General features: G+C 43.1%; 21 protein-coding genes. 13 read left to right on the top strand and 8 right to left on the bottom strand.

Features of this window, described 5'->3' with window-relative positions:
• Positions 1-159 precede the first annotated feature (159 nt).
• The 5 genes from yccS to L8S15_RS17425 all read left to right on the top strand — a co-directional run bounded on the left by yccS (position 160) and on the right by L8S15_RS17425 (position 5,736).
• Positions 160-2,343: a YccS family putative transporter gene (gene yccS / locus L8S15_RS17445; RefSeq protein ID WP_010428937.1), complete on the top strand. Its 2,184-nt coding sequence runs from the start codon at positions 160-162 to the stop codon at positions 2,341-2,343.
• A gap of 353 nt (positions 2,344-2,696) precedes the next feature.
• Entirely contained in the window at positions 2,697-2,882 is a 186-nt protein-coding gene (locus L8S15_RS17440) for a hypothetical protein (RefSeq protein WP_010428935.1), read from the top strand.
• Positions 2,883-3,003: 121 nt separating this feature from the next.
• On the top strand, positions 3,004-3,324 hold the full coding sequence (locus tag L8S15_RS17435) for a hypothetical protein (protein ID WP_010428933.1): 321 nt from the start codon (positions 3,004-3,006) through the stop codon (positions 3,322-3,324).
• A gap of 162 nt (positions 3,325-3,486) precedes the next feature.
• Positions 3,487-4,746 carry a hydroxymethylglutaryl-CoA reductase gene (locus L8S15_RS17430; RefSeq protein WP_016769179.1) on the top strand — a complete coding sequence of 420 codons (1,260 nt, stop codon included), beginning with the start codon at positions 3,487-3,489 and terminating at the stop codon, positions 4,744-4,746.
• 78 nt (positions 4,747-4,824) lie between these two features.
• Complete coding sequence (locus L8S15_RS17425) at positions 4,825-5,736, top strand: LysR family transcriptional regulator (protein ID WP_029203594.1); 912 nt, start codon at positions 4,825-4,827, stop codon at positions 5,734-5,736.
• 61 nt (positions 5,737-5,797) lie between these two features.
• Here the strand turns inward: L8S15_RS17425 and L8S15_RS17420 are convergent, their stop codons facing one another.
• The 3 genes from L8S15_RS17420 to L8S15_RS17410 form a co-directional block, all read right to left on the bottom strand.
• On the bottom strand, positions 5,798-6,694 hold the full coding sequence (locus L8S15_RS17420; RefSeq protein ID WP_029203593.1) for a YjjW family glycine radical enzyme activase: 897 nt from the start codon (positions 6,692-6,694) through the stop codon (positions 5,798-5,800).
• 72 nt (positions 6,695-6,766) lie between these two features.
• On the bottom strand, positions 6,767-8,332 hold the full coding sequence (locus L8S15_RS17415; protein ID WP_016797109.1) for a YjjI family glycine radical enzyme: 1,566 nt from the start codon (positions 8,330-8,332) through the stop codon (positions 6,767-6,769).
• A gap of 334 nt (positions 8,333-8,666) precedes the next feature.
• Positions 8,667-9,266 (bottom strand): class I SAM-dependent methyltransferase, encoded by a 600-nt coding sequence (locus L8S15_RS17410; protein WP_016785115.1) that lies wholly within the window; start codon positions 9,264-9,266, stop codon positions 8,667-8,669.
• Positions 9,267-9,427: 161 nt separating this feature from the next.
• Here L8S15_RS17410 and L8S15_RS17405 point away from each other — a divergent pair, with 161 nt between their 5' ends.
• Complete coding sequence (locus tag L8S15_RS17405; RefSeq protein ID WP_010428915.1) at positions 9,428-10,306, top strand: LysR family transcriptional regulator; 879 nt, start codon at positions 9,428-9,430, stop codon at positions 10,304-10,306.
• Between the two features lie 60 nt (positions 10,307-10,366).
• On the opposite strand, the gene L8S15_RS17400 is transcribed toward L8S15_RS17405, so the two are convergent.
• Positions 10,367-10,717, bottom strand: coding sequence for a hypothetical protein (locus L8S15_RS17400; RefSeq protein ID WP_016769174.1), 351 nt, complete (start codon positions 10,715-10,717; stop codon positions 10,367-10,369).
• A gap of 283 nt (positions 10,718-11,000) precedes the next feature.
• On the opposite strand from L8S15_RS17400, the gene L8S15_RS17395 reads away from it, so the two are divergent.
• On the top strand, positions 11,001-11,897 hold the full coding sequence (locus tag L8S15_RS17395) for a cation diffusion facilitator family transporter (RefSeq protein WP_010428909.1): 897 nt from the start codon (positions 11,001-11,003) through the stop codon (positions 11,895-11,897).
• Between the two features lie 39 nt (positions 11,898-11,936).
• Here the strand turns inward: L8S15_RS17395 and yddG are convergent, their stop codons facing one another.
• Both yddG and yjjG read right to left on the bottom strand, forming a co-directional pair.
• Positions 11,937-12,866, bottom strand: coding sequence for an aromatic amino acid DMT transporter YddG (gene yddG / locus L8S15_RS17390; RefSeq protein ID WP_010428906.1), 930 nt, complete (start codon positions 12,864-12,866; stop codon positions 11,937-11,939).
• A gap of 190 nt (positions 12,867-13,056) precedes the next feature.
• The gene (gene yjjG, locus L8S15_RS17385) at positions 13,057-13,731 is read right to left on the bottom strand and encodes a pyrimidine 5'-nucleotidase (RefSeq protein WP_010428904.1); all 675 of its coding nucleotides are present in this window, start codon (positions 13,729-13,731) and stop codon (positions 13,057-13,059) included.
• A gap of 212 nt (positions 13,732-13,943) precedes the next feature.
• On the opposite strand from yjjG, the gene L8S15_RS17380 reads away from it, so the two are divergent.
• From L8S15_RS17380 to L8S15_RS17370, 3 genes are all read left to right on the top strand, one after another.
• The gene (locus L8S15_RS17380; protein WP_010428901.1) at positions 13,944-14,108 is read left to right on the top strand and encodes a hypothetical protein; all 165 of its coding nucleotides are present in this window, start codon (positions 13,944-13,946) and stop codon (positions 14,106-14,108) included.
• Between the two features lie 237 nt (positions 14,109-14,345).
• Positions 14,346-15,494 carry an L-threonine dehydrogenase gene (yiaY, locus tag L8S15_RS17375; RefSeq protein WP_016794488.1) on the top strand — a complete coding sequence of 383 codons (1,149 nt, stop codon included), beginning with the start codon at positions 14,346-14,348 and terminating at the stop codon, positions 15,492-15,494.
• 249 nt (positions 15,495-15,743) lie between these two features.
• Positions 15,744-16,625: a hypothetical protein gene (locus tag L8S15_RS17370; protein ID WP_010428896.1), complete on the top strand. Its 882-nt coding sequence runs from the start codon at positions 15,744-15,746 to the stop codon at positions 16,623-16,625.
• A gap of 92 nt (positions 16,626-16,717) precedes the next feature.
• Here L8S15_RS17370 and L8S15_RS17365 read toward each other — a convergent pair whose 3' ends face one another.
• Positions 16,718-17,152, bottom strand: coding sequence for a YccF domain-containing protein (locus L8S15_RS17365; RefSeq protein ID WP_032544929.1), 435 nt, complete (start codon positions 17,150-17,152; stop codon positions 16,718-16,720).
• Positions 17,153-17,417: 265 nt separating this feature from the next.
• Here L8S15_RS17365 and L8S15_RS17360 point away from each other — a divergent pair, with 265 nt between their 5' ends.
• On the top strand, positions 17,418-17,543 hold the full coding sequence (locus tag L8S15_RS17360; protein ID WP_016769172.1) for a hypothetical protein: 126 nt from the start codon (positions 17,418-17,420) through the stop codon (positions 17,541-17,543).
• 122 nt (positions 17,544-17,665) lie between these two features.
• Here the strand turns inward: L8S15_RS17360 and L8S15_RS17355 are convergent, their stop codons facing one another.
• Positions 17,666-18,742 carry a beta-eliminating lyase-related protein gene (locus L8S15_RS17355; protein WP_016769171.1) on the bottom strand — a complete coding sequence of 359 codons (1,077 nt, stop codon included), beginning with the start codon at positions 18,740-18,742 and terminating at the stop codon, positions 17,666-17,668.
• 306 nt (positions 18,743-19,048) lie between these two features.
• Here L8S15_RS17355 and L8S15_RS17350 point away from each other — a divergent pair, with 306 nt between their 5' ends.
• Together L8S15_RS17350 and L8S15_RS17345 are read left to right on the top strand one after the other, a co-directional pair.
• Positions 19,049-19,666, top strand: coding sequence for an NAD(P)H-dependent oxidoreductase (locus L8S15_RS17350; RefSeq protein WP_010428887.1), 618 nt, complete (start codon positions 19,049-19,051; stop codon positions 19,664-19,666).
• Positions 19,666-21,588, top strand: coding sequence for a monovalent cation:proton antiporter-2 (CPA2) family protein (locus L8S15_RS17345; RefSeq protein WP_016769169.1), 1,923 nt, complete (start codon positions 19,666-19,668; stop codon positions 21,586-21,588). Before L8S15_RS17350 ends, L8S15_RS17345 begins: the two co-directional genes overlap by 1 nt.
• The last annotated feature ends 203 nt before the right edge of the window (positions 21,589-21,791 follow it).

Genomic DNA, 21,791 nt, shown 5'->3' with positions numbered 1-21,791 from the left:
TGGGAATATTGAATTTATATCATGATGCAATCAGAATTAATAATATCTCATATCTTATCGACGCTTTCATGACCATCTAGGGACAATTATGGATAAGTATCAAATTCTTGTGCTTGATTTCTGTTAGGATTATGGTTTTAGTGTGTCAAGTGAGCGACTGTGGACTTTTCTGCCAAATTACGCCTCTATTGGGCGAATAAAACCATAAATTACAGCGTATTAATTCTCATCACCCTACTCGGTGTTGTGGTGCCTGCTTGGTATTATGGACAAAACACACTCATCACCCCACTTATTTTAGGCGTCATTGCTGCTGCTCTAGCGGAAAGTGATGACAGCTTTACTGGTCGATTGAAAGCACTCACGTTGACCTTTATCTGTTTCGCTGTTGCAGCCTTCTCTATTGAGATTCTTTTCGATACACCTTGGCTGTTCGCGATAGGGCTTTTCGTTTCAACCTTCTCTTTCATCATACTCGGAGCGATTGGCCCTAAATACGCCAGCATCGCGTTTGGCTCGCTGTTGGTCGCTATCTACACCATGCTTGGCGCTCACGAAAGTACCAACCTATGGTTTCAGCCTTTGCTGCTATTAACAGGGGCAGCTTGGTACTACTTCATGTCAATGATTTGGCAAATTGTATGGCCAATGCAACCCGTGCAACAGAACCTTGCTACCGTATTTGATCAAATTGGCACCTATATGGGATCAAAGGCGGAGCTATTCTATCCTGTGTCTGACCTTATCCCACAGCCACACCGTATAATTGAAGCTAAGTTGAATGCCAGCACCGTTAATGCACTAAACATGTGCAAAGCAACGTTGCTTAACCGTTCCAAGCGAGGGCACATTGATGGCCCAAGTGACCGGTTCCTAAACACCTATTTCATCGCGCAAGATATTCATGAACGTGTCAGTTCAAGCCACTATCGCTATCAAGAGCTAGCTAAACATTTCGAACGTTCTGATGTTCTGTTTCGCTTCAAATACCTGCTCGAAGCTCAAGCTGCGGCCTGTAAAGAAGTTGCGGCGTCATTAAAAGTTGGTGCTGAATATCAACATGGCGACAAATCTGTACTGGCACTTGATGAATTGATGTCTTCACTGAATCATTTACAGCAACAGAACAAGCCAGAATGGAAGCCACTGTTAAACCAATTGAATTATCTATTCAACAACCTAGCTACCGTTGAAAAACAGCTATCGAATATCAGTAATCCAGATGCCGAAAAACTAGAAGAAGGTGTGTTAGACGATACGAACCCACATACTTTGACAGCAATGTGGCAAAAGATCAGAGCCAATCTGCATACCGACTCCATGCTATTTCGCCACGCAATCCGCATGGCTATTACGCTCACACTCGGTTACGGAATCATCCAAGGTTTTAATATTGAACGTGGTTATTGGATTCTGCTCACGACGCTGTTCGTTTGTCAGCCAAACTACAGCGCAACTCGACAAAAACTGACCGCCCGTGTCATTGGCACGGTAGCAGGTTTACTCATTGGGGTTCCGTTACTGACTTTCTTCCCTTCCCAAGAGAGCCAATTGGTTTTCATTGTCATTAGTGGCGTGATGTTCTTTGCATTCCGCATTAATAACTATGGCTTCGCAACGGGCTTCATTACCTTATTGGTATTATTCTGTTTTAATCAACTTGGAGAAGGCTTCGCCGTTGTACTTCCAAGATTAGCTGACACCTTTATAGGTTGTGCTCTCGCCGTACTCGCTGTGATCTACGTATTACCAGACTGGCAATCAAAGCGATTACATAAAGTCATGGCAGACGCCCTCGCTTCAAATAAAAACTACCTGGCTCAAATCATTGGTCAGTACCGTGTAGGTAAAAAAGACACGCTAAATTACCGTATTGCACGTCGCAGCGCACACAATAACGATGCGAACCTAACAGTGGCCATCAGCAGCATGTTGGTTGAGCCGGGCAAATATCGCACCTCAGAAGATGAGAGCTTTCGATTCCTTACGCTCAATCATGCTTTACTAAGCTATATTTCAGCACTCGGTGCCCATCGGACTCGTATCGATGACGAAGCCACACACAAACTGGTATTGGACGCACACCGTGTCATACATGAGCATCTCAACGCTCTCAATGATCAGCTCTATTCTCATCAAGAACAGTGTGAAGTGAAAAATTCTTACGACCCTGAGCTTGATCAGCGTTTAAGTGAATGGCGAGAAGAAGATGAAAGCTCTGTCAGAATGGTCTTACAACAGCTTCATTTGATTTATCGAATGCTTCCAGAACTCCATACCTTAGCGACCAAATTTGCGGTAAAAGTTAAGATTGATAAGTCGCTCGACACAGGCGCGTCTTGAGAAATAAACAAAATACTGTAAAAACAAAAAGATAGCCAAGATCGAGCAATTATTAACCACCCTTTTATTTGTACATTGTTCTATCAATAGCAAAAACTCACTCTACCAATACCGATAAGGAGGCAAGACAAACTATTACGCGACCTTATGCGATAAGGGCTGAGGAGATTTTTACATTGTGGGAATTTTCTGACATTGATTGACCAAGCCATAACTTTGCCTAACATTTCTCGGACAAAAAATGACCAAAGCAATTTATAGTTGTCTTAGTTTTGGGAACTATCAAACTTCATTTAATATTCACTTAATCTTGTTTGATTTTCCGAATCAGTAGGCTATGCTCTATAGAGCATATGGATTTGAACAAAGGTCACACTATGAATACACAACAATTTGAAGCGTTTAAGGAGCAAATACAGCTTCTCAATCCTCAACAACTTAAAGCGCTTCAAGGCGAGATCGACGGAAGTCTTGAGCTGGATAAGCCATCTCTTCTGACTGATGAAGAGCTAAACGCGCTAAATGACCTGTTCAATTAGTAGACACCCGTCACTATTTTAGCTTAAGTTCATCGTTTCATAGTAAGTTTTATCAAATCATCATTGCGCTCAATATATCGTCCACCTAGACTTAGTCCGTATGTCAATTAAAGGTTCTGCTATGTCGATATCGGGAATTCAATCTGGTTATGCCATTATTCAGCAGTCAACCAATATGGCTGAAGAAGCAGCGCTCGAACTCAACCAAGCCTCTCAACACACATCCAACCCCGACGACCAAATCCAAGGTAGCGACTTGAGCTTTAATCAAGTAGAACCTGACCAATCCATTTCTTTTAAAGAGAAAGAAGCTGATCCCATTACCTCGTCAAACGATGCAATCTTAAAGCTGACACAAAGTGCAAATTACAACCGTGTGGGAGCCAGCGTGATTGACCGTCAAAATGAAGCCATCGGTAGTCTTCTCGACATCCATATTTAGAATAACGTCTCAAAGGCCATTTTTTGAGCCATCATTAGCTCCTTTTTGTCATCACAACCACACAAACTGTAACTCATTATATCAGATGCTTGTTTCTGGCTTATTACTCGGTAGAATCAGCGCAAATCAATTTTGCTGCGCAAACTTTACTTCATACTATTTATGCCAAAACTAAATCTGCATCGCCGTGACTATGTTTCTATTTTAGGGGGCGACATCTCCGCAGACGAATTAGAAAAAAAGCTTCAACCTCATTTTGAAAAGCCAGTGAATAAACTGACTCCGAGCCCGTACCTGACAGAAAAGAATCTAACGCGCCGTTGGGCTGCTCTCAATAATTCAGAATCACAACAAGAGCTACTCGACCCGCATACGCAAAGTCAATTCCAAGCCTACGAAAAAAACATCGAGCACTTTATTGGAACAGTGAAAATCCCTGTTGGTATATCTGGTCCACTAAGAGTCAATGGCTTATTCGCTGAGGGTGACTACCTGGTACCGCTAGCAACAACTGAAGCTGCACTTGTTGCATCTTATAACCGTGGCTCAAAGCTGATTACCGCTTGTGGTGGCGCAAGTGCAATGTTGTTAAACGAAGGCGTCACTCGTACCCCAGGCTTTGCATTCCAAGGGTTAGTTGAAGCCGGGCAGTTTGTGGCTTGGGCCGTGACTCAATATGACCAATTTAAAACCTTGGCGGAATCGACAACCTCACACGGCAAACTTACCGACATCAATATCAACATCGAGGGTAACCATGTTTACTTGGTGTTTGAATTTCTAACTGGAGATGCCTCTGGTCAAAATATGGTGACTATCGCGACCAATGCCGTATTTGAGTACATCATAGAAAATACGCCAGTTAAGCCTGATCATGCCTTTCTCGATGGCAATTTATCAGGCGACAAGAAAGCCAATACACAAACCTTACGAAGCGTTCGTGGCAAAAAAGTCACCGCTGAGGTGAATATATCCCCAGAATTGGTTGCTAAGTACCTACATACCACGCCACAGAAGATGGTTCAGTTTGGCCAGATGACCACTGTCGGCGGTGCTTTGAGCGGCACTATCGGCATTAATGCCCATTATGCCAATGCACTAGCTGCTCTCTACATTGCTTGTGGCCAAGACGCAGCGTGTGTTGCTGAATCAGCAATAGGCATGACTCGTATGGAAATCAACAAAGAAGGCGGTTTGTACGCGAGCGTAACACTGCCTAATTTAATGTTAGGAACAGTGGGCGGCGGTACTGGCCTGCCAAGTCAAAAGGCGTGTCTCGATTTACTTGGTCTTCACGGCAATGGTAAATCACAAGCCCTCGCTGAGGTATGTGCTGCACTGTGTCTGGCGGGTGAGCTATCGATTGTCGGTGCGTTTTGCGCTGGCCACTTTTCACGAGCTCACCATAAATTAGCTCGTTAATAACCTTTATCTAATTTGGCTTGTGTGATTGTGTGGATTAAGCAAAATCACAAGCCATTCTTAATGCGTGAGTCACAAATGGATTATTTACACTTATCTAGAGTGAGCCTTAAGCACCTCACTGCGCTTCATATTATGCTAAATACCCACAGCGTCACGCAAACCTCAGAGCAACTCTGTGTAAGCCCTTCGAGTGTAAGCAAAACCTTATCTCAACTACGCGACATTCTAAATGACGAACTGTTTTACCGAGATGGCACCAAGCTGATCCCGACACCATTTGCATTGCAGATAGCTCCGACTGTTCACGCGATCCTTTCAAGTATGAATGGATTGCTTCATCAAAAAAGTTTTTCACCTCAAAAATACCAAGGTAGCTTTTCGCTGTCGATGCGTGAAAGTACCTTTGAAGTTTTCGCTTCTAAAATCAGCAAAATCACCACCGAACTCGCCCCCAAAGCTAAGCTCAATATCTACTCCAAGCAACAACTCGGCTTCGATGCTCTGCTTAGTGGCAAGGTAAACTTGATCTTGTTACCTCATGATATTTCCCAGCCCCCAACAGATAACAAAGAACTGGTTTGGGAAACGATTCTTCCAGACGAAATGGTATGTTTAATGGGCACACACCACCCTCTCGCTCAGCGGGACCTGACCGTTGAAGGTTATTTAGATTATAAGCATATTGGGATCTTAGATAATGAACTCTCCAAGCCTTACTTTGAGCAAAACCTGGTTCAATGTCATAAACCACGAGAGATGGCGATATCGGTAGCAGATTTTGGTGCTGCGGCTGTGCTGTGCCATCACACACCTTTCTTGTTCACTTGTTCTAAGCAGTGGGCTGAACAAGCTAAACAAGCTCAAGGTTTAGTGAGCAAACCCTTGCCTTTTGATTACGGTAAGGTCGCGTATAGCTTGGTATGGAACAAACCCAACATGAATGACCAAGCGATCAAATGGTTGTGTGACTTGTTCTTAGAAGCCTAGGTATTAACTGGAAGCAACTCTAACAAGCTAATTCCTTTTGTGAAAGCAGGCTTCAAAAGAATTAGGTATATACCCCAGGGGTTTGTATCGGCCTTTGAACTATGGTGTAGAGCTTATCGTGAAAGCTCTGCATCTGTTGTTCGGTGCATGTCGGCCAATCTAACGCTTCGCCAATCACGCCATGATGTTGAAACGCATTCAGTCGAATTCCAACATCACTAGGCAGCACCTTCAAGTAACATCCCACCTGTTCAATTTCATCTTCGAGATCGCTTTTATTTGGGATATGCAACAACCTAACTTCATGCAGTTTGCCTTTCTCAGCAAGGTAGTTAATGGCTTTGAATACTCGATGGTTGCCTCTTCCGACAAGCCATTGATGCGTTTCCGATTGCCATGATTTTAAGTCAATCATCGCACCATCAAGGTATGGTAATACTCTTTCCCAACCTTGTATTGGTAACGAACCATTACTATCAATAAAGCACGTAAGGTGTGCTAATTGCTGATCACTTTTAATTGCTTGGAACAACTCGATAATAAACGGCAGTTGCATCGTCGCCTCACCGCCAGAGACAGTGATACCGCTCAGAAAGAATGCGTTATGTTTAACGAGAGTAAGAATCTCAGAGACCGTCATGGTGGTAATTTTCGGACTCGACTTATGAGCGCAGCTATCGATGCACTGATCGCAATTTGTACAGGCTGCCGGGTCCCACACAACTTTACCTTTAGTCAAAAATAGTGCGCCACTTGGGCAGTCACTAACGCAGCCTCCACAATGGTTGCAATGATTGATGGTGTGTGGATTATGACAAGTAATGCAATCAAAATTACAACCTTGCAGAAACAGCACCAAGCGATTTCCCGGTCCGTCAACACAAGAAAAGGTCAGCACACGGCTGACCTTCGCTTGTTTTTCTGTCTTATTATTTTTAACCCTAGCCATTTGAGTCATTAGATCAGAAACTTTTATTATTCATAGTATTAGTACGATACTTAAGCTCGCTGTCATATGTACGCTTAAGTATTAAGCGTACGTCGGTGACATCTCTAAACTCGCTACTCGTGGTTTGCGCTCAAGAATGCCTGTGTTTTTAGCCGCTTCAGCACCTAAGAATGTGGTATTGGTACGTGAACCTTGCTCATCATATTTTGCAATATCAGATAGCTTGACCATATAACCTGTCACGCGAACCAGATCATTTGACGCGACGTTAGCCGTAAACTCACGGTAACCCGCTTGAATCGCCCCTTTGCACAAATTGAACATCGCTTCAGGATTAGATTTCACTGTTTCGTCGATGGTAAGAATGTCACTGATACCCGAGGTGTAGAACTTATGGTGACCCGCGGTAGCGCGAACGTAAGAGACTGGGTCAGGTTCGGTGCCATAAGGAATACGCACACCCGGAGTCACATCTTCATCTAAACTAATACCGCCTTGAGCATGCAGCAAAGCTTTACCCTCAAGCCCATACTTCACTTCAGAGCTTTCAACGATCTCAGCCAGCTTTTCAGAAATGCGGTGACCAAGTTGATTAGCTTGTTCATCGTGACCATAGCGCCCTGCTTTACCTTCTTTTTCCAACAGAATGTTTACCGCTTCAGCCATGCCATAAATGCCAAACATTGGCGCAAATCGGTCTTCTTCAATAAGGCCTTCTTTGGCCAGGAATCCTTTAAAAAAGTGAGACTCTTCATGCAAGAAGCGGCTACGTGCGTTCATCAGTTCAACCATTTTGCCACTGTAATTCGGCAATACTTGTCGTAAGAAATCAGCACTATCCTCAGACTTCAACGCCACTTGCTTAAGGTTCATACGCACCAAGGTGTTTGAACCACCCGCTAGAGGCAAAGAGTTATAGCAGCTCACAATACCAAAACGCTTGTCGCCGTAAGCCTCGGCATGCGCTGGATAGTTTGCGATATGTGGTTTACCGCACTCGCAGATATTGCTTGCCGCATGACGAAGTAGATCGTCAGGGGTCACAGCAGGGTCGTACATAAAGGTTAGGTTTGGTGCGATCTGCTTCAGTTCAGCATCTACGCGCAAAATCGTACGGCACACAACGTTGTCTGTTGGACCGATATTAACGTGCATGAACGCATCAGGAAGCGTGCGATCCAACATGATCCAGAACAGCTTAAGTTTTTGATATACCTGTTCATCGGTTAGGTCACCAACAAAAGGCATCAATACATCATCCAGCTGTCCTAGGTAGACCGGAATCGACGTCACAGATGGAACGTGATGGTAGATAATGGTAAGCATGTTCAACGCTTCATCAAAATTGGTTGCCGCGCTAAGCTCTAAATACTCTGAGCCTTGATATAAGTATTTAGAATAGTCTGGAAGTACATAGCGCGGCTTAAATGGAGCGTGGCCTTCAAACATGTCACATAGCACACCTTGTTGTAAGGCTTCCTCTACTTCGTTGCTTACCGGCATATACGGCAGGCTGGCTTCGGCTTCTAAAGCAAGATAACTCGACTTCTGTTTTGGAGACAGGTTGGCATCTGAAATGATATTGCTAAAGCGTTGTTGTTGATCTGAAAGTGGTGAAGAAGTAGATGACGCAGATTGGTGGCTCATGATGAAACCCTTAAACTTATTATGGGCTTATTTTATATCTCACAGCCGTATTTCCACTAATGAAATGTAGTCAACGATACATTTCCAAAATGGAAACTACCAGTTTATTACTTGCCGGTAACTAACTTATCTATGATCAAAATGGGAAAGAGGAAATCAGTATTGCCGTTGGTAGTGGTAGTGGTAGTGAAGATATTAAAAAGCACTCACTAGCTCGCCTGTTTGGAACACAAACGACTAAAAATAGAAAACCCACATCACTGACCTTAAGTCGTTAATGTGGGTTTAGTGTTTGAAGGAGTACTCTGAATGCTAGCTCAAGATGTATTCTCTATTACAGATGAGGAAGTACTTGTTTTCGTCCAACACCCATCAATACTTTCAAAGTACCTTGTGGCGTATCAATCGAGAACGGTGTTGATACTTCGACAACTGAAAAACCGGCTGCACTTAATACGTTTTCAGAGCGCTGTTGGCTAACGCCATAATCATCACTGTCATTGTCTAAGTACCAATCCCAGTGTACAAACGTGCCATCGTTTTCAAGCAACGTGTAAATAAGACTGACTGTGTCTTGTAAGTTAGGGATAAAACCACACACCGAAGAAGCTACCACTACGTCAAACTGGTTTCTGAATGCTGGATGCTGCGCTGCAAGTCCGCGCGATAAAATATCCACAACCGGTTCAACGTTAGGCAACTCTTTCTTATCTAACTCTTCAATCATCCCTTCGGAGATATCAAGTGCGATGATCTCTTTTGCTAAAGGAGATATTTTCTGGCTGAGTAGTCCTGTACCACAACCAAAATCAAGGACACGGGTTCCGTTCAAATTAACGAGCTGTGTTAACTGGTCAAATACGGACTGTGCGAATACTGCGGTCGCGGGATCTTTATCCCAATCAACGGCGTATTCGTCCCATTGTTTCGCCATCATGGCCTCCATCTTTACTTCTTGTAGGTTCGGAACTTCTCCAGAGTAAACCAAATTAGTCAATTCGTCATAGAGTTATCATGCAAAGATGGACTATTTCTAAGATAGTCAGCACAATATTCAGATAATATGCACCGACACCCGCTCAATATGGAAATGAAATGAACCTTTCTCAAGTCCAAGCCTTTTGTTCTGTTGCTGATTTAGGGTCAGTATCTGAAGCAGCGCGACAGCTTGAATGCAACCGAACCAAACTCAGTATGTCGATTAAAGCCTTGGAAAAAGAGTTAGATGTCGAACTGTTCGTGCGCAGCGGAAACCACGTTGAACTCTCTGAAGCAGGTAAAGCCATCTACAAAGACTGCGAAGGCATGTTAGTAACGGCTGCGCGTATTAAACAAACCTGCCTGCATGTCTCGGGCGAATTCAACGCAGAGATTTGGATTGCACGAGATGATTCCCTACCCGATGAGATGTGGCAGGACTTATCTCATACCTTAAACAACAAGTACCCGTCGACTTCATTCAACTTCGTTCTCGCGTCGAGCGGCGATTTAGCTAACCTCGTTGAAACCCAACAAGTCGACTTCGCATTTGGTGTCGATTACGAACGTGTTGACGATCCAAGGATTATCTACAATCCACTCGGTAAAATTCGAATGATGTCTGTGTGTAAGAAAGGGCATGATCTGAGTGCGATGCGACGTGTTTCTGATGAAGTATTGAGAAATTCAATGCAAGCGACCATGGTTTACCTTAACGAAAAGGATAATCCTGAGCTTGAGCCATTCTCTCGCCGTTACATAGGTTTCTCTAGCTTTGACTTTATGCTAGATACAATCTTACGAGAAGAAGCTTGGGGCGTAATGCCTGAACCATTAATTCGTCATTTATTGCGCGAGCAGGAATTAGCGGTGATCAAGCACACTTACGGCTTGACGCAAGAGGATTACTGCATGTTTACAGCAGCAGGGATGGCTGAACACCCAGGAATGAATTGGTTAGCCGACCAGCTCAGCGACTACTTGTTTGATTTCTAACGGTTAATATCTAAACAGGTGATTTCCAAATCGATGCAAAACGATCATAGACTTCCTAGATTAGAAAACCATCACATGGTCTACCAAGTAGCGACCGTCTTCTTCTACCAGCACCATTTCAGCCACAAATTCGCCTCTAGCAATCGTGTATGCTTGCTTCCAAACAAAGGCAATTGAATCGGAACGTCTAAACAGCGCGACAGGCTCACGCTCAGCAAAAAAGCCATTGCTATGTTGATAATGATGGCACACCTTTTCTAAGTAATCTGGCGTAACAATATCTTTCATTCGCTGAGTAAAGTCCCTGCAATGCAGATCATGGTCAATTTTGGTTGAACCTTCCATCAGATTATCCATGATCGGGTTAGCAATCACCCACAACTCGTTATCACTGATATCGTCAAACTTCATATGCACCTACTCCTTAGTAATAGCAGTTCAAATTCACACATCTATAAAATGCACAACAACAGATATATTTAACTAATGATAAACCATCCTATTTCACTTGCACACTTTACCCCAAAAACAGTCATCGTCAATTTTATTGACACCTAAAAATAAAACTAAATATATGAATATTATAGATTTACTTATTAAAATTAAATAATGCATATAGCCATCATCAGATAAAGTTTGTAAAGCCAACTCAATATTAGAACAATGAAGTTATCAAAAACATCTGGAAAATATTATGTGTGACAGGAAAAGCCAAAACGAAAACGGAGTACTCTTGTTCTCAGCCCTTTTAGCATCAGGCTTCGCCACCGGTGGACTGGTATTAGGCCTTCTCGTCGGCTCTCTAGTCATAGTATTTGACGGTGTCTATTCTCTCATTAGCTTACTGTTAACTTTATTGTCACTAGCTGCCTCAAAATACATTAATCGCCCTTCAGACACAGAGTTCCCGTTTGGTCGAGCGATCATCGAACCGATTGTTATCGCAATTAAAGCCATTGTTATTCTGCTTGTGGTTGGTTACTCATTGTATTCAGCGATCGGTGCTTTGATGACAGGTGGTCGTGAAGTCGATGCTTCTATCGCGACTCTGTTTGGTATTTTCAACGTATTGGGTTGTGGTTACGCTTGGTGGTACATCGCCAATAAAAGTAAGCGTATTTCTTCTGGTCTGATTCAAGCTGAATCTAAGCAGTGGCAAATGGATACACTGTTGAGTGTAGCGGTAACGGCAGGTTTCGTGGCGGCTTGGTTAATTACTTTTTCTCCGCTAGCAGAGTACGCAGTATATGCTGATCCAACGATGATGTTGCTGATGTCTTTCTACTTCATCAAAGTACCTTTCGATATGCTAAGAGAAGCAATGCGTGAACTGCTTATGATGTCGGCAACCAAAGATATTTGTGACACGGTAGATAAAAACGTTATCGCTGTAGACAAAGATGCAGAGCAAGATTTAGAGCTAATCGGTGTAACAAAAGTTGGGCCGGAGCTAAGAATTAACGTTGATATCCATACCAACAACCAACAAGCCATTGCGGTCGATGATATAGAACGTACGCGCCGCCAACTTAAGCGACGCTTATCTAAAATGCCTTATGAGCTGCAACTGAACCTCAATGTCGCGAGCTAAGCTTTCACCTAGCAAATGACGCTGGGACATAAGCGCAAATTAAGACTGAGATTGAACCTTTTTAGAAGCCGACGCCTTTGCCGTCGGTTTTTCTCTTGTTACCCACCAGCAAGCTAAAGAGCCAATCGTTACCATACATACGCCCTGCCAAAACGTCATAGTCAATGACAAGCCCAAAATCACAGAGGAAAGTAGCGTCGCGAAGATTGGCGTAAAGTACGACATGGTTGCCAAAAACACCATGTTGCCACCAAGAATCGCCGTGTTCCAAAGTGCATAGCCTGCGCCCATACAAGCGCCAGCTAATGCTAAATCAATTGCAGCACTGGTTGTCATTACCATACCGGTTTCATCACTCAGTGCGTATTTAATCCACAGAGTGACCGCCGTAGCGATAAAGAACAGCACAATCGCATTCTGCCCTTTCGCAACGCGCTGGGTGTAATTACAATAAACAGCCCAAATAATCGCACCAAAGAACGCCATTGAATAAGTTTTTGGGTTGGTCGCAATGTTGGCTGCAATTTGGTCGACAGAAAGACCTTGATCACCACTGATGCTCCAAGCCACCCCAAAAAATGCCAAGAAGATACTTGGATAAACCAACCAGTTAATCTTCTTATCGCTCAGTAGTACCGCAAATAACACCGTCAGTGCTGGCCATAAATAGTTGATAACGGCCATTTCTATTGCCTGATGTCGACTGTTCGCCATTCCCAAAGCAAGAGCCAAGAAAATCTCATAGCAAACAAACAGCGCGCCACCGATCAGTAGGTAAGACTTAGAGAAGCGTGACAGTTTTGGTAACCCCATCACACACACTAACAACAGCGCACTCACAGTGTAGAGACTGGCTGCACCACCAACTGGACCAAGCTGTTCTGACACACTACGAGACAGAGCAATCAAGCAGCTCCACAATAAAATGGCGATAATACCGTAGCAGCTATAACGATGAGATTTCAGCACGCCTCTTCCTTTATCTGTTTGTGGTCATCACTCTGTAAGCTAAACCAAGTTTAAAATATTTGGCCGAGTATATTTTCGTACTCGGCCATCGGTTATTAATTTGCGAAAACTTAAGCGACTTCCGAATATTGAGCAATTTACGAAATAAACTATTTGTTATTGCGTATTCGTTGGTGCTAGTTGTTATTGCCTAAGCCAATAAAAGCGCTTGTAAGTCAGCCAGTGACTTAACTTGATAATGAGGGTTGATACCCGCAGGTATTGCCTTTTCTTGGCTGTTTAACCAACAAGTCTCGATACCAAAATCTAGCCCACCTAGAATATCTGAATGCGGGTTATCTCCAACCATCAACACTCTTTGCTTGGATGGAAATCCCACCAGCTTATGTGCATATTCAAAAATCTGGGCGTCCGGTTTGGCTACCCCAACCTCTTCAGAAATAATCACGTGATCAAAGTAATCTGTCATTCCGGTGCGCTCTAAACGGATTGACTGCAGCTCTGTAAAACCGTTAGTAATGATGCCCATATTCACTTTGCCTTTTAAAGACTCCATCAACTCTTGTGCACCCGGTAATAATGAACAGATGTCTGCCATCGCTGTTAAAAATGCACTGTTTAAAGCAGCCGTTGTTGTTTCTAGTTTCTCGGCCCAGCTTTCGAAGCGGGTGTGTTTCAGTTGGTCTGCGGTAATACGACCATCTTGGTAATCAACCCAAAGTGGTAAATTAACCTTTTGGTAAGCCGAATAATCTTGCTCGCTGAAATCCACCCCAAAACGAGAAAACATCAGCTTCATTCCTTGATAAGCATCAAAATGGAACAAGGTTTCATCTGCATCAAAGAATATCCAATCGTACTTCATTATCTGTCCTATTATTCGCGCTATCTAGCCGTGTTATTTTTGTTCTTTCTTAGCTTCAAAGGCTAAGTGTTCATTCTACTACCATTTTTGTGAGCCTGAATATAGTTCTAAGAATTTATAGAAAACAAGCAACAAGTCATGATGTATCGCAAATTTTGCCACATATTAAACCAATACCATACAAGAAATACACTCAAATACCCGGAGGTATTATGAAGCACTTCTTACCGTCATCTATCATGCTTACTCCTTTTCTTGTTAAATACTATGATAAAGAGCCAGAAGAAAATGAAATTTCAGAAGCAGAACCTACACACAGTCTAACTCAGCCTGAACTTGAAATAATCCTTTCTAACGAAGATGAACCAAGACGATAATGTGTATTTTTCGCCACATTATTCATCAATATCCCTGCATATCTACCAAAATTCAGCTTTTCGATGTTGATAATAAACACACAATAAAACCATAAAAACGATTGCTATATGAGCCCTATCACACCACATAATTACAAAGTGGTAGTTCGGGCTCAAACTTATCTCAGATCAAAAGACTCCCTTCTGATTACCGACAACATAAAAGAAACCAAAAATCATAATTAACGGAGTTTTCCAATGTCTAGTGCATTCTACATCCCTACAATCAACTTCATGGGCACAGGCTGTTTGAAAGATGCTGCTGATAGTATTCAGTCTCAAGGCTTTAAAAAAGGGCTTATTGTTACCGATAAAATCCTGAACCAAATTGGTGTGGTAAAGCAGGTCCAAGATCTTCTTAACCAACGTGGTGTTGAAGCTGTTGTCTTCGATGGCACTCAACCAAACCCTACCATCACCAACGTTAATGATGGCCTTGAACTGCTTACAGACAATGATTGTGATTTTGTTGTGTCTCTTGGTGGTGGCTCTCCGCATGACTGCGCAAAAGGTATCGCACTGGTTGCTTCTAACGGTGGCAAGATTGCTGATTACGAAGGCGTTGATCAGTCTGAAAAGCCAATGATGCCGTTGATTGCGATTAATACCACGGCAGGAACAGCGTCTGAGATGACCCGCTTTTGCATCATTACCGATGAAGCTCGTCACATTAAAATGGCTATCGTTGATAAACACACAACACCGCTTATCTCCGTAAACGATCCTGAGTTGATGCTTGCTAAACCTGCATCATTAACTGCTGCAACCGGTATGGATGCGTTAACACACGCAATCGAAGCTTACGTTTCTATCGCAGCAACACCAATTACAGATGCAGTAGCAATTAAAGCGATTGAACTTGTACAAGCACACCTGAGAACAGCCGTAGCACATGGCGACGATATTGAAGCTCGTGAACAAATGGCTTATGCGCAATTCATGGCAGGTATGGCTTTCAACAATGCTTCTCTTGGTTATGTTCACGCGATGGCGCACCAACTAGGTGGTTTCTACGACCTTCCACACGGCGTATGCAACGCTATCTTGCTTCCACACGTTCAACGCTACAACGCGCAGGTTTGCCCTGAGCGTCTACGTGACGTTGCAAAAGCAATGGGTGTGAATATTGAAGGCATGACACCAGAGCAAGGTGCAGAAGCAGCGATCAACGCGATTGTTCAACTAGCAAACGACGTAAATATCCCAACAGGTATCGCAAAACTAGGTGCGAAGCTTGAAGACATCCCTACACTTTCTGACAACGCACTGAAAGATGCTTGTGGTTTCACTAATCCTAAACAAGCAACCCACGAAGAGATTTCAGCAATCTTCGAAGCGGCAATGTAATCTAGATACTAAGACATTTTGACCTTGCTCGGTCAAATATTGTTCTAGAAACAGATCAATGTAAACACAAACGGACTCACCTTCTGAGTCCGTTTTCATTTGTCGGCCTCTACCTCAAAAGTCACGATAAACCACTAAAAAGTCGCATTGTTGTAATCGCTTGGTTATAGTTAAACTATTGATATATAGAATAACAAACAGGTTCCATTGAGTCGTTGGATAGTTAGCACCTCATTATTAGCTTCACTCATGTCCTACTCTGTTAAAGCGGAGGAACAGAATGAGTGTCACAGCCAGCCATTAGAAGACGCTCCTTTAGAAAAAGCCTACCACTTCCTAAACAGTAAATTTTGTCAACCCGCCCTGTGGTTCGATAGCTTCTTTGTTGATGACCGTATTACAGAAGATGCTAGAGCTGGCACGTCCGTCCGTTGGTACAACGATTTCATCTACTCTGAAGGTGGTGACGTGGGCTACTCAACAAAACTCAATGCGCGTTTACATCTTCCTTTTGTCAGTAAGCGGTTGAAGTTGATCTATGAATCAGTCAGCGATGAAGAGTTCTTTGATTTCTTCCCTAACGACTCAGAAGAATTAGAAAGTGCATTAGGTTTACGCTACGATGCCTATGCCAAGGGTTACAGTAGTTTCAATATCAAAGCAACACTGCGCCCACGAATCGAAGCTCGCTATCGTTTTACCTACCCTTTGACTACAGATGCCGTAGTTAGGCTGACTCAACGTGTTTATCAAGATAAGCAAGAGACAGGAGAGATCACCGATATCGATTTTGATCTTTCACTAAGTGATGATTTCTTAGCTAGATGGTCGAACTTTGCGGGTTATAACGATGATTTAAAAGGATGGGAATATGGTACGGGCTTGACGTTATACCACTACCTTTCTCAAGATCAAGCTCTCCAATATAGCGCGACTATCAAGGCAACCAACGAACCTTACAACCACTATGAATATTCACAAGTGTCGGTGACTTATCGGCAAAACGTTTGGAAAGAGTGGTTATTCTATGAACTAACCCCTCGCTACCAATGGGAAAGAGAGCCTTATGATAAGCACATTGAAGAAGCCAATTTCACACTTAGGTTAGAGGTTCTATTCAACAACGTTTAGAACTTGGTTTTCTTTTTAAGCAACGAACCAGAGATAAAAAAAGCACATCATGCGATGTGCTTTTTCAGTTCAATCAAGATGATACTGTAATCTTAACCTTTGTAGTTTCTTACTCGCGCCGCTTCTGCTTCACGCTTGTCGACAACCGTTTTACCAATTGGCGCCAAAGAGATAACCGCTAACTTAAGGTGCTGAATCGCAAACGGAATACCGATAATAGTAATGAAACACGCCACGGCTGACATGATGTGACCTATTGCTAACCAGATACCTGCAAATAAGAACCAAATAATATTACCTATCACACCTAGCGGACTAGTACCGATATCCATTTCATTGGTTAGTTCATCACGCGAAATCGCTTCCTGACCGAATGGGAAGAATGAGAAGTTGCCCATAACAAAACACGCTCGCCCCCATGGGATACCAACAATAGTGAGAAATGCGAGCAGTCCGAAGAACCACCAAGCTAACCCCATAAATACGCCACCGAACAGAAACCAAATAATGTTTCCTATTGTTTTCATTCTGTATTCTCCAAATTTTTGAACGTTATTTGTTTTATATGCCGAGTAAGGCAGTGCTTGCTCTATTAGGTTCATTATTGTTGAACCTTTATGAACCGCTTATGAATCACTTACATTTTATGTGATTGATACACACCACGGTTCTCTAAATCCACATAGGGCTCAACCCATTTATTTGATACCATGCACTTAGATTTTTAGTACCACGAAGCTAGACAGCTACAAATACTACTACTGTAACTACAACTAATTGAAGGCCGAATTTATGAACAACCCTGAGCAACCTAAAAAGAAAATGAAGAACTGGGTGCCAATTGTCTTCTTCGGGCTTCTCAGCACGGTTCCAGTGTTCATGTTCTTGGTCGACGTGTACATCAACCAGTATATGTAACAGAGCTGGACATCCTAGCTATATAAATGGATACAAGAACTCTTTCCTGTATCCATTTCAGTTCCAATTAGATCAGTTCTTCTTCAGTCAGCTCTTCTGTAGTCAACTCAACTCTTCCGTGATCAAATCAGCTCTTCGCTAATAAAATCTAGAATGTCTATCAGCTCATGATCAGGCAAATTTAGTAAGTTATCCCCTACATACCATTCAATCTTACATTGGTTTGGCAACTCACTGATCGCTGGGCTTCCTATCCAAATCTTGTGTTTCTTCGCTATGTTATCTCTCACAATAATGCCGTCTTCGTAGTTCACAGGTAAATAAAGGTGAAGCATATTGACCTGCGGTTGCTGCGGATTAACGGTGAACTGAGGGTAATCTTGTAATATTTGATAAACCTGTTTGGTGCGTTCATACAGAGCTGGCATCAGTTCTAATCGCTCATCAAACTGCATCGCAGCAGATACCACATAAGGCGTTCGGTGATACACGTTACCACCTTGGCGCTTCATCCACGCCGATGCCTTCGCTACAAAAGCTTTATCGCCTAACAGTAGCGAACCACCAAGGCCATTGAGACCTTTATACAGCGAGACATAGGCGCTATCGAACCCCTTAGCAATCTCGCGGTATGGCTTTTGGTAATACGCGCCACACTCCCACAAGCGGGCACCATCCATATGAAGGTGAATCGATTGCTCTTTGCAGTACTGTTTAATCGCCTCAAGCTCTTCCCATTCGGGTAACTGCCCACCAATTTCTCGCATCGGCAGTTCATATAATGCGGCTGCGATTTCATCAGGCCATGCCTTTAAGTCATCGACATTCCAAGTGCGGAATACGTTACCGACAGGAAGAACACTAAAACGATTTTGAAGCTGATACCCTTGGCGTTCATGGCGCATAATATGACTCGATTCATGCATCGCCACTACTGGGTTTCTTCTCTCTTGGCACGCAATTTCTAGTGCAGTCGGTTGATTCATGGTGCCCGTAATAACAAACACAGCCGCTTCATAACCGAGCAGATCTGCCACTTTCTTTTCAAAACTCTCAATAAACTCGCCATCACCGTAGCTATCGTGAGTAACATTATTTGTTTCACACCAGTGAGCCATCTGAGCGAATGTTTGTGCCGGAGTTGGTTCTAAGTGACCAGAAAGCAAAAAATCACATTGTTGACGCAGATCTGTACTCATACTCTTTCCTTTATTCGTTATCATTGTATGAAAAGTTGTCGAATGGTTTCGTTCTAACGTTAAGGTGACATAAAGTAAAAATGTTAGCTTTTATTATTAACGAATATTTAGTTTTACAAGCTCATATCCTTTCGAAGTATTGAATTGTATAAACAATACAGTGCCTTAAAACAAGGTAAACTATACGAAATGAGATAATGAAAAAACAATCACTATTAGCTAATTCGTTGTTCTTCAAGCATTCTTCTATTATTGTATATCTATAATCCCAATAGGTATTATTCGTTTATATACAAAGAGGGCTATATGTCGAAAAATCGAGTTTTAGTGCTATTCGCACACCCTTCTCAACATCGTTCTGAAGCAAACAAACCGTTATTTGAGCAAGCAAAACGCGTTGACGGTGTCACGTGCGTCGACCTCTATGCCGAATATCCAACGTTCAAGATCAGCATCGATCGTGAGCAAAAACGCCTATTGGACCATGACATCATCATTTTTCAGTTCCCCTTATATTGGTACTCCACACCGGCAATTCTCAAAGAGTGGCAAGATCTCGTTCTAGAGTATGGCTTCGCCTATGGAACCGATGGCAACGAGTTACAAGGTAAGAGCTTACTGTGTTGCATCACTGCTGGCGGTAAAAAGGATGCTTACCAAAGTGATGGCTACAACCACTTCACTATTCGAGAACTGCTTCACCCAATTGAACAAACCGCGTCTTTATGTGGGATGAACTATCTTGCGCCTTTTGCGCTTTTTGGATCTCGTACCGCTTTAGAAGAAAACCGTATTCAACAACATGTCGATAGCTACAGAACGCTTTTACAGGCCTTGGTTGCAGGTGATATCAACATCAAAAGAGCCAACAAGGCAGAAAAGTTGAACCATATTGTGGAAGAATTGATGGCAGAGGTTAAATAATGACGGGATACTTTCTACAAGCATTTATCTATTTAATTGCAGCCGTGATTGCGGTCCCTATTGCCAAAAGACTTGGACTTGGATCAGTTCTCGGCTACTTAATCGCTGGCGTTGTGATTGGTCCCATCATTGGATTGGTTGGCGAAGAGACAACAACCATCCAGCACTTTGCCGAGTTCGGTGTAGTGATGATGCTGTTCTTAGTCGGGCTTGAACTTGAACCTAAGATGCTATGGGCGATGAGAAACCGATTGATGGGGCTTGGTGGCCTTCAAGTTGGTGGTACGACCGCTATCGTGATGGGAATTGCACAGTTCTTTGGTCAACCTTGGACGATTGCTTTAACTATCGGTTTGATCTTTGCGCTTTCATCGACAGCCATTGTTCTACAAACGTTCAATGAGAAAGGCCTGTCTAAAACGGAAGGCGGTAAAAACGCTTTCTCGGTACTTTTGTTCCAAGATATTGCCGTTATCCCAATGCTGGCGTTCATCCCTTTGTTGGCTCTTCCTGAATTGGTTGCTTTGGCAGAAAGTGCCGCCCAAACCGCTGCACACCATGATGAACTCAGTTTAGTTGCAGGTTTGCCAAGTTGGGCATACGGACTTGTTATTACGGCTTCAATTGCGATTGTGGTCGTCGGTGGACATTATCTAAGTCGGCCACTGTTTCGTTTTGTTGCGAGCTCTGGCTTACGCGAGATCTTCACTGCAACTGCACTGATGTTGGTGATTGGTATTGCCGCGCTAATGAGCCTTGTTGGTTTGTCGCCTGCCCTAGGTACTTTCTTAGCAGGTGTGGTACTTGCCAACAGTGAGTTCAGGCACGAACTGGAATCTAACATCGACCCGTTTAAAGGGTTATTGCTTGGATTGTTCTTTATCACGGTAGGCGCAGGCATCAACTTTGGCGTTCTATTTAACGATTTCGCACTCATCATTGGCTTAACTCTTGGCGTGATGGCGCTGAAAGCCTTGGTGTTGTTTACACTGGCTTTAATCTTCAGAATCAAAAACAGCGACCGCTGGCTATTTACATTGAGCTTGGCTCAAGCGGGGGAATTTGGTTTTGTACTACTCAGCTTCTCAGCACAGAACCATGTATTACCTGCGGATATTGTTCAAACACTATCACTGGTTGTTGCCCTCTCTATGTTCTTAACTCCTGGTCTGTTCATTCTGTTTGATAAAGTCATTCTGCCCCGTTACGAGCAAAAATCGAACGATCGAGAAGAAGACAAAATAGAAGAGAAAGGTACCGTTATCATTGCAGGCATCGGCCGATTTGGTCAGATAGTAAACCGCTTGTTGGTATCAAATGACGTCAATACCGTAGTATTGGATCATCAAGCAAACCAAGTGGACTTATTACGCTCCATCAATATTAAATCTTACTTTGGTGATGCTACTCGTCACGACTTGTTGCATACCGCGGGTATCGAAGAAGCCGCGATGCTTGTTGTTGCTATCGATAATCAAGATTCTAGCGTCGAATTAGTGAAGTACGTAAAACACACGTATCCAAAAGTTAAAATCTTGGCGCGTGCATTTGACCGTGGTCATAGCTATCGCTTAAGAGAAGCCGGCGCCGATTTTGTGGAATCAGAAACGTACCATTCAGCACTTGAGATGGGCGCACAAGCCTTGCGTTCTCTTGGGCATCATCCATTTTTTGTTGAACAGCAAAAATCAACGTATCAACGTGTCGAAAGTCGTAAATCTGAAAAGCTTTATCAAGCTTGGTCTGAAGCCGAAGAAAATCCACGCTACGACAATAACTACCGACAGATCTTCATTCACCTGGAAGAAGCGATGAAAGAAGACATGAAAAAAGACCGTTCAGACAAGCATTCTCGCTCCGAACGTGGCTGGACACCACCGCCAAAAGGTTATGCAGACGGCTTTGAGGAAGAGGAGTCCTAAGCAAGTTCTAGCTAACCATTCTCTATACCAATTCAGAAAGCGGCTCTCATGCCGCTTTTTCTTTGCCCATACCTTTACCTACAGCTCGAACAGGGCACCGGCTAACTAGGTAGAGCGTGCTAAACTCGGCGATCTTTAGGATTTATGTGATCTACCCATTATTTTTAATTTCTCATCGCTCTGTAAAAATGAATTCAATTTTT

This window comes from Vibrio sp. S/42/10, assembly GCF_029890535.1.
GTDB lineage: Bacteria > Pseudomonadota > Gammaproteobacteria > Enterobacterales > Vibrionaceae > Vibrio > Vibrio cyclitrophicus.
This window is presented reverse-complemented; position numbering and strand designations above follow the sequence as displayed.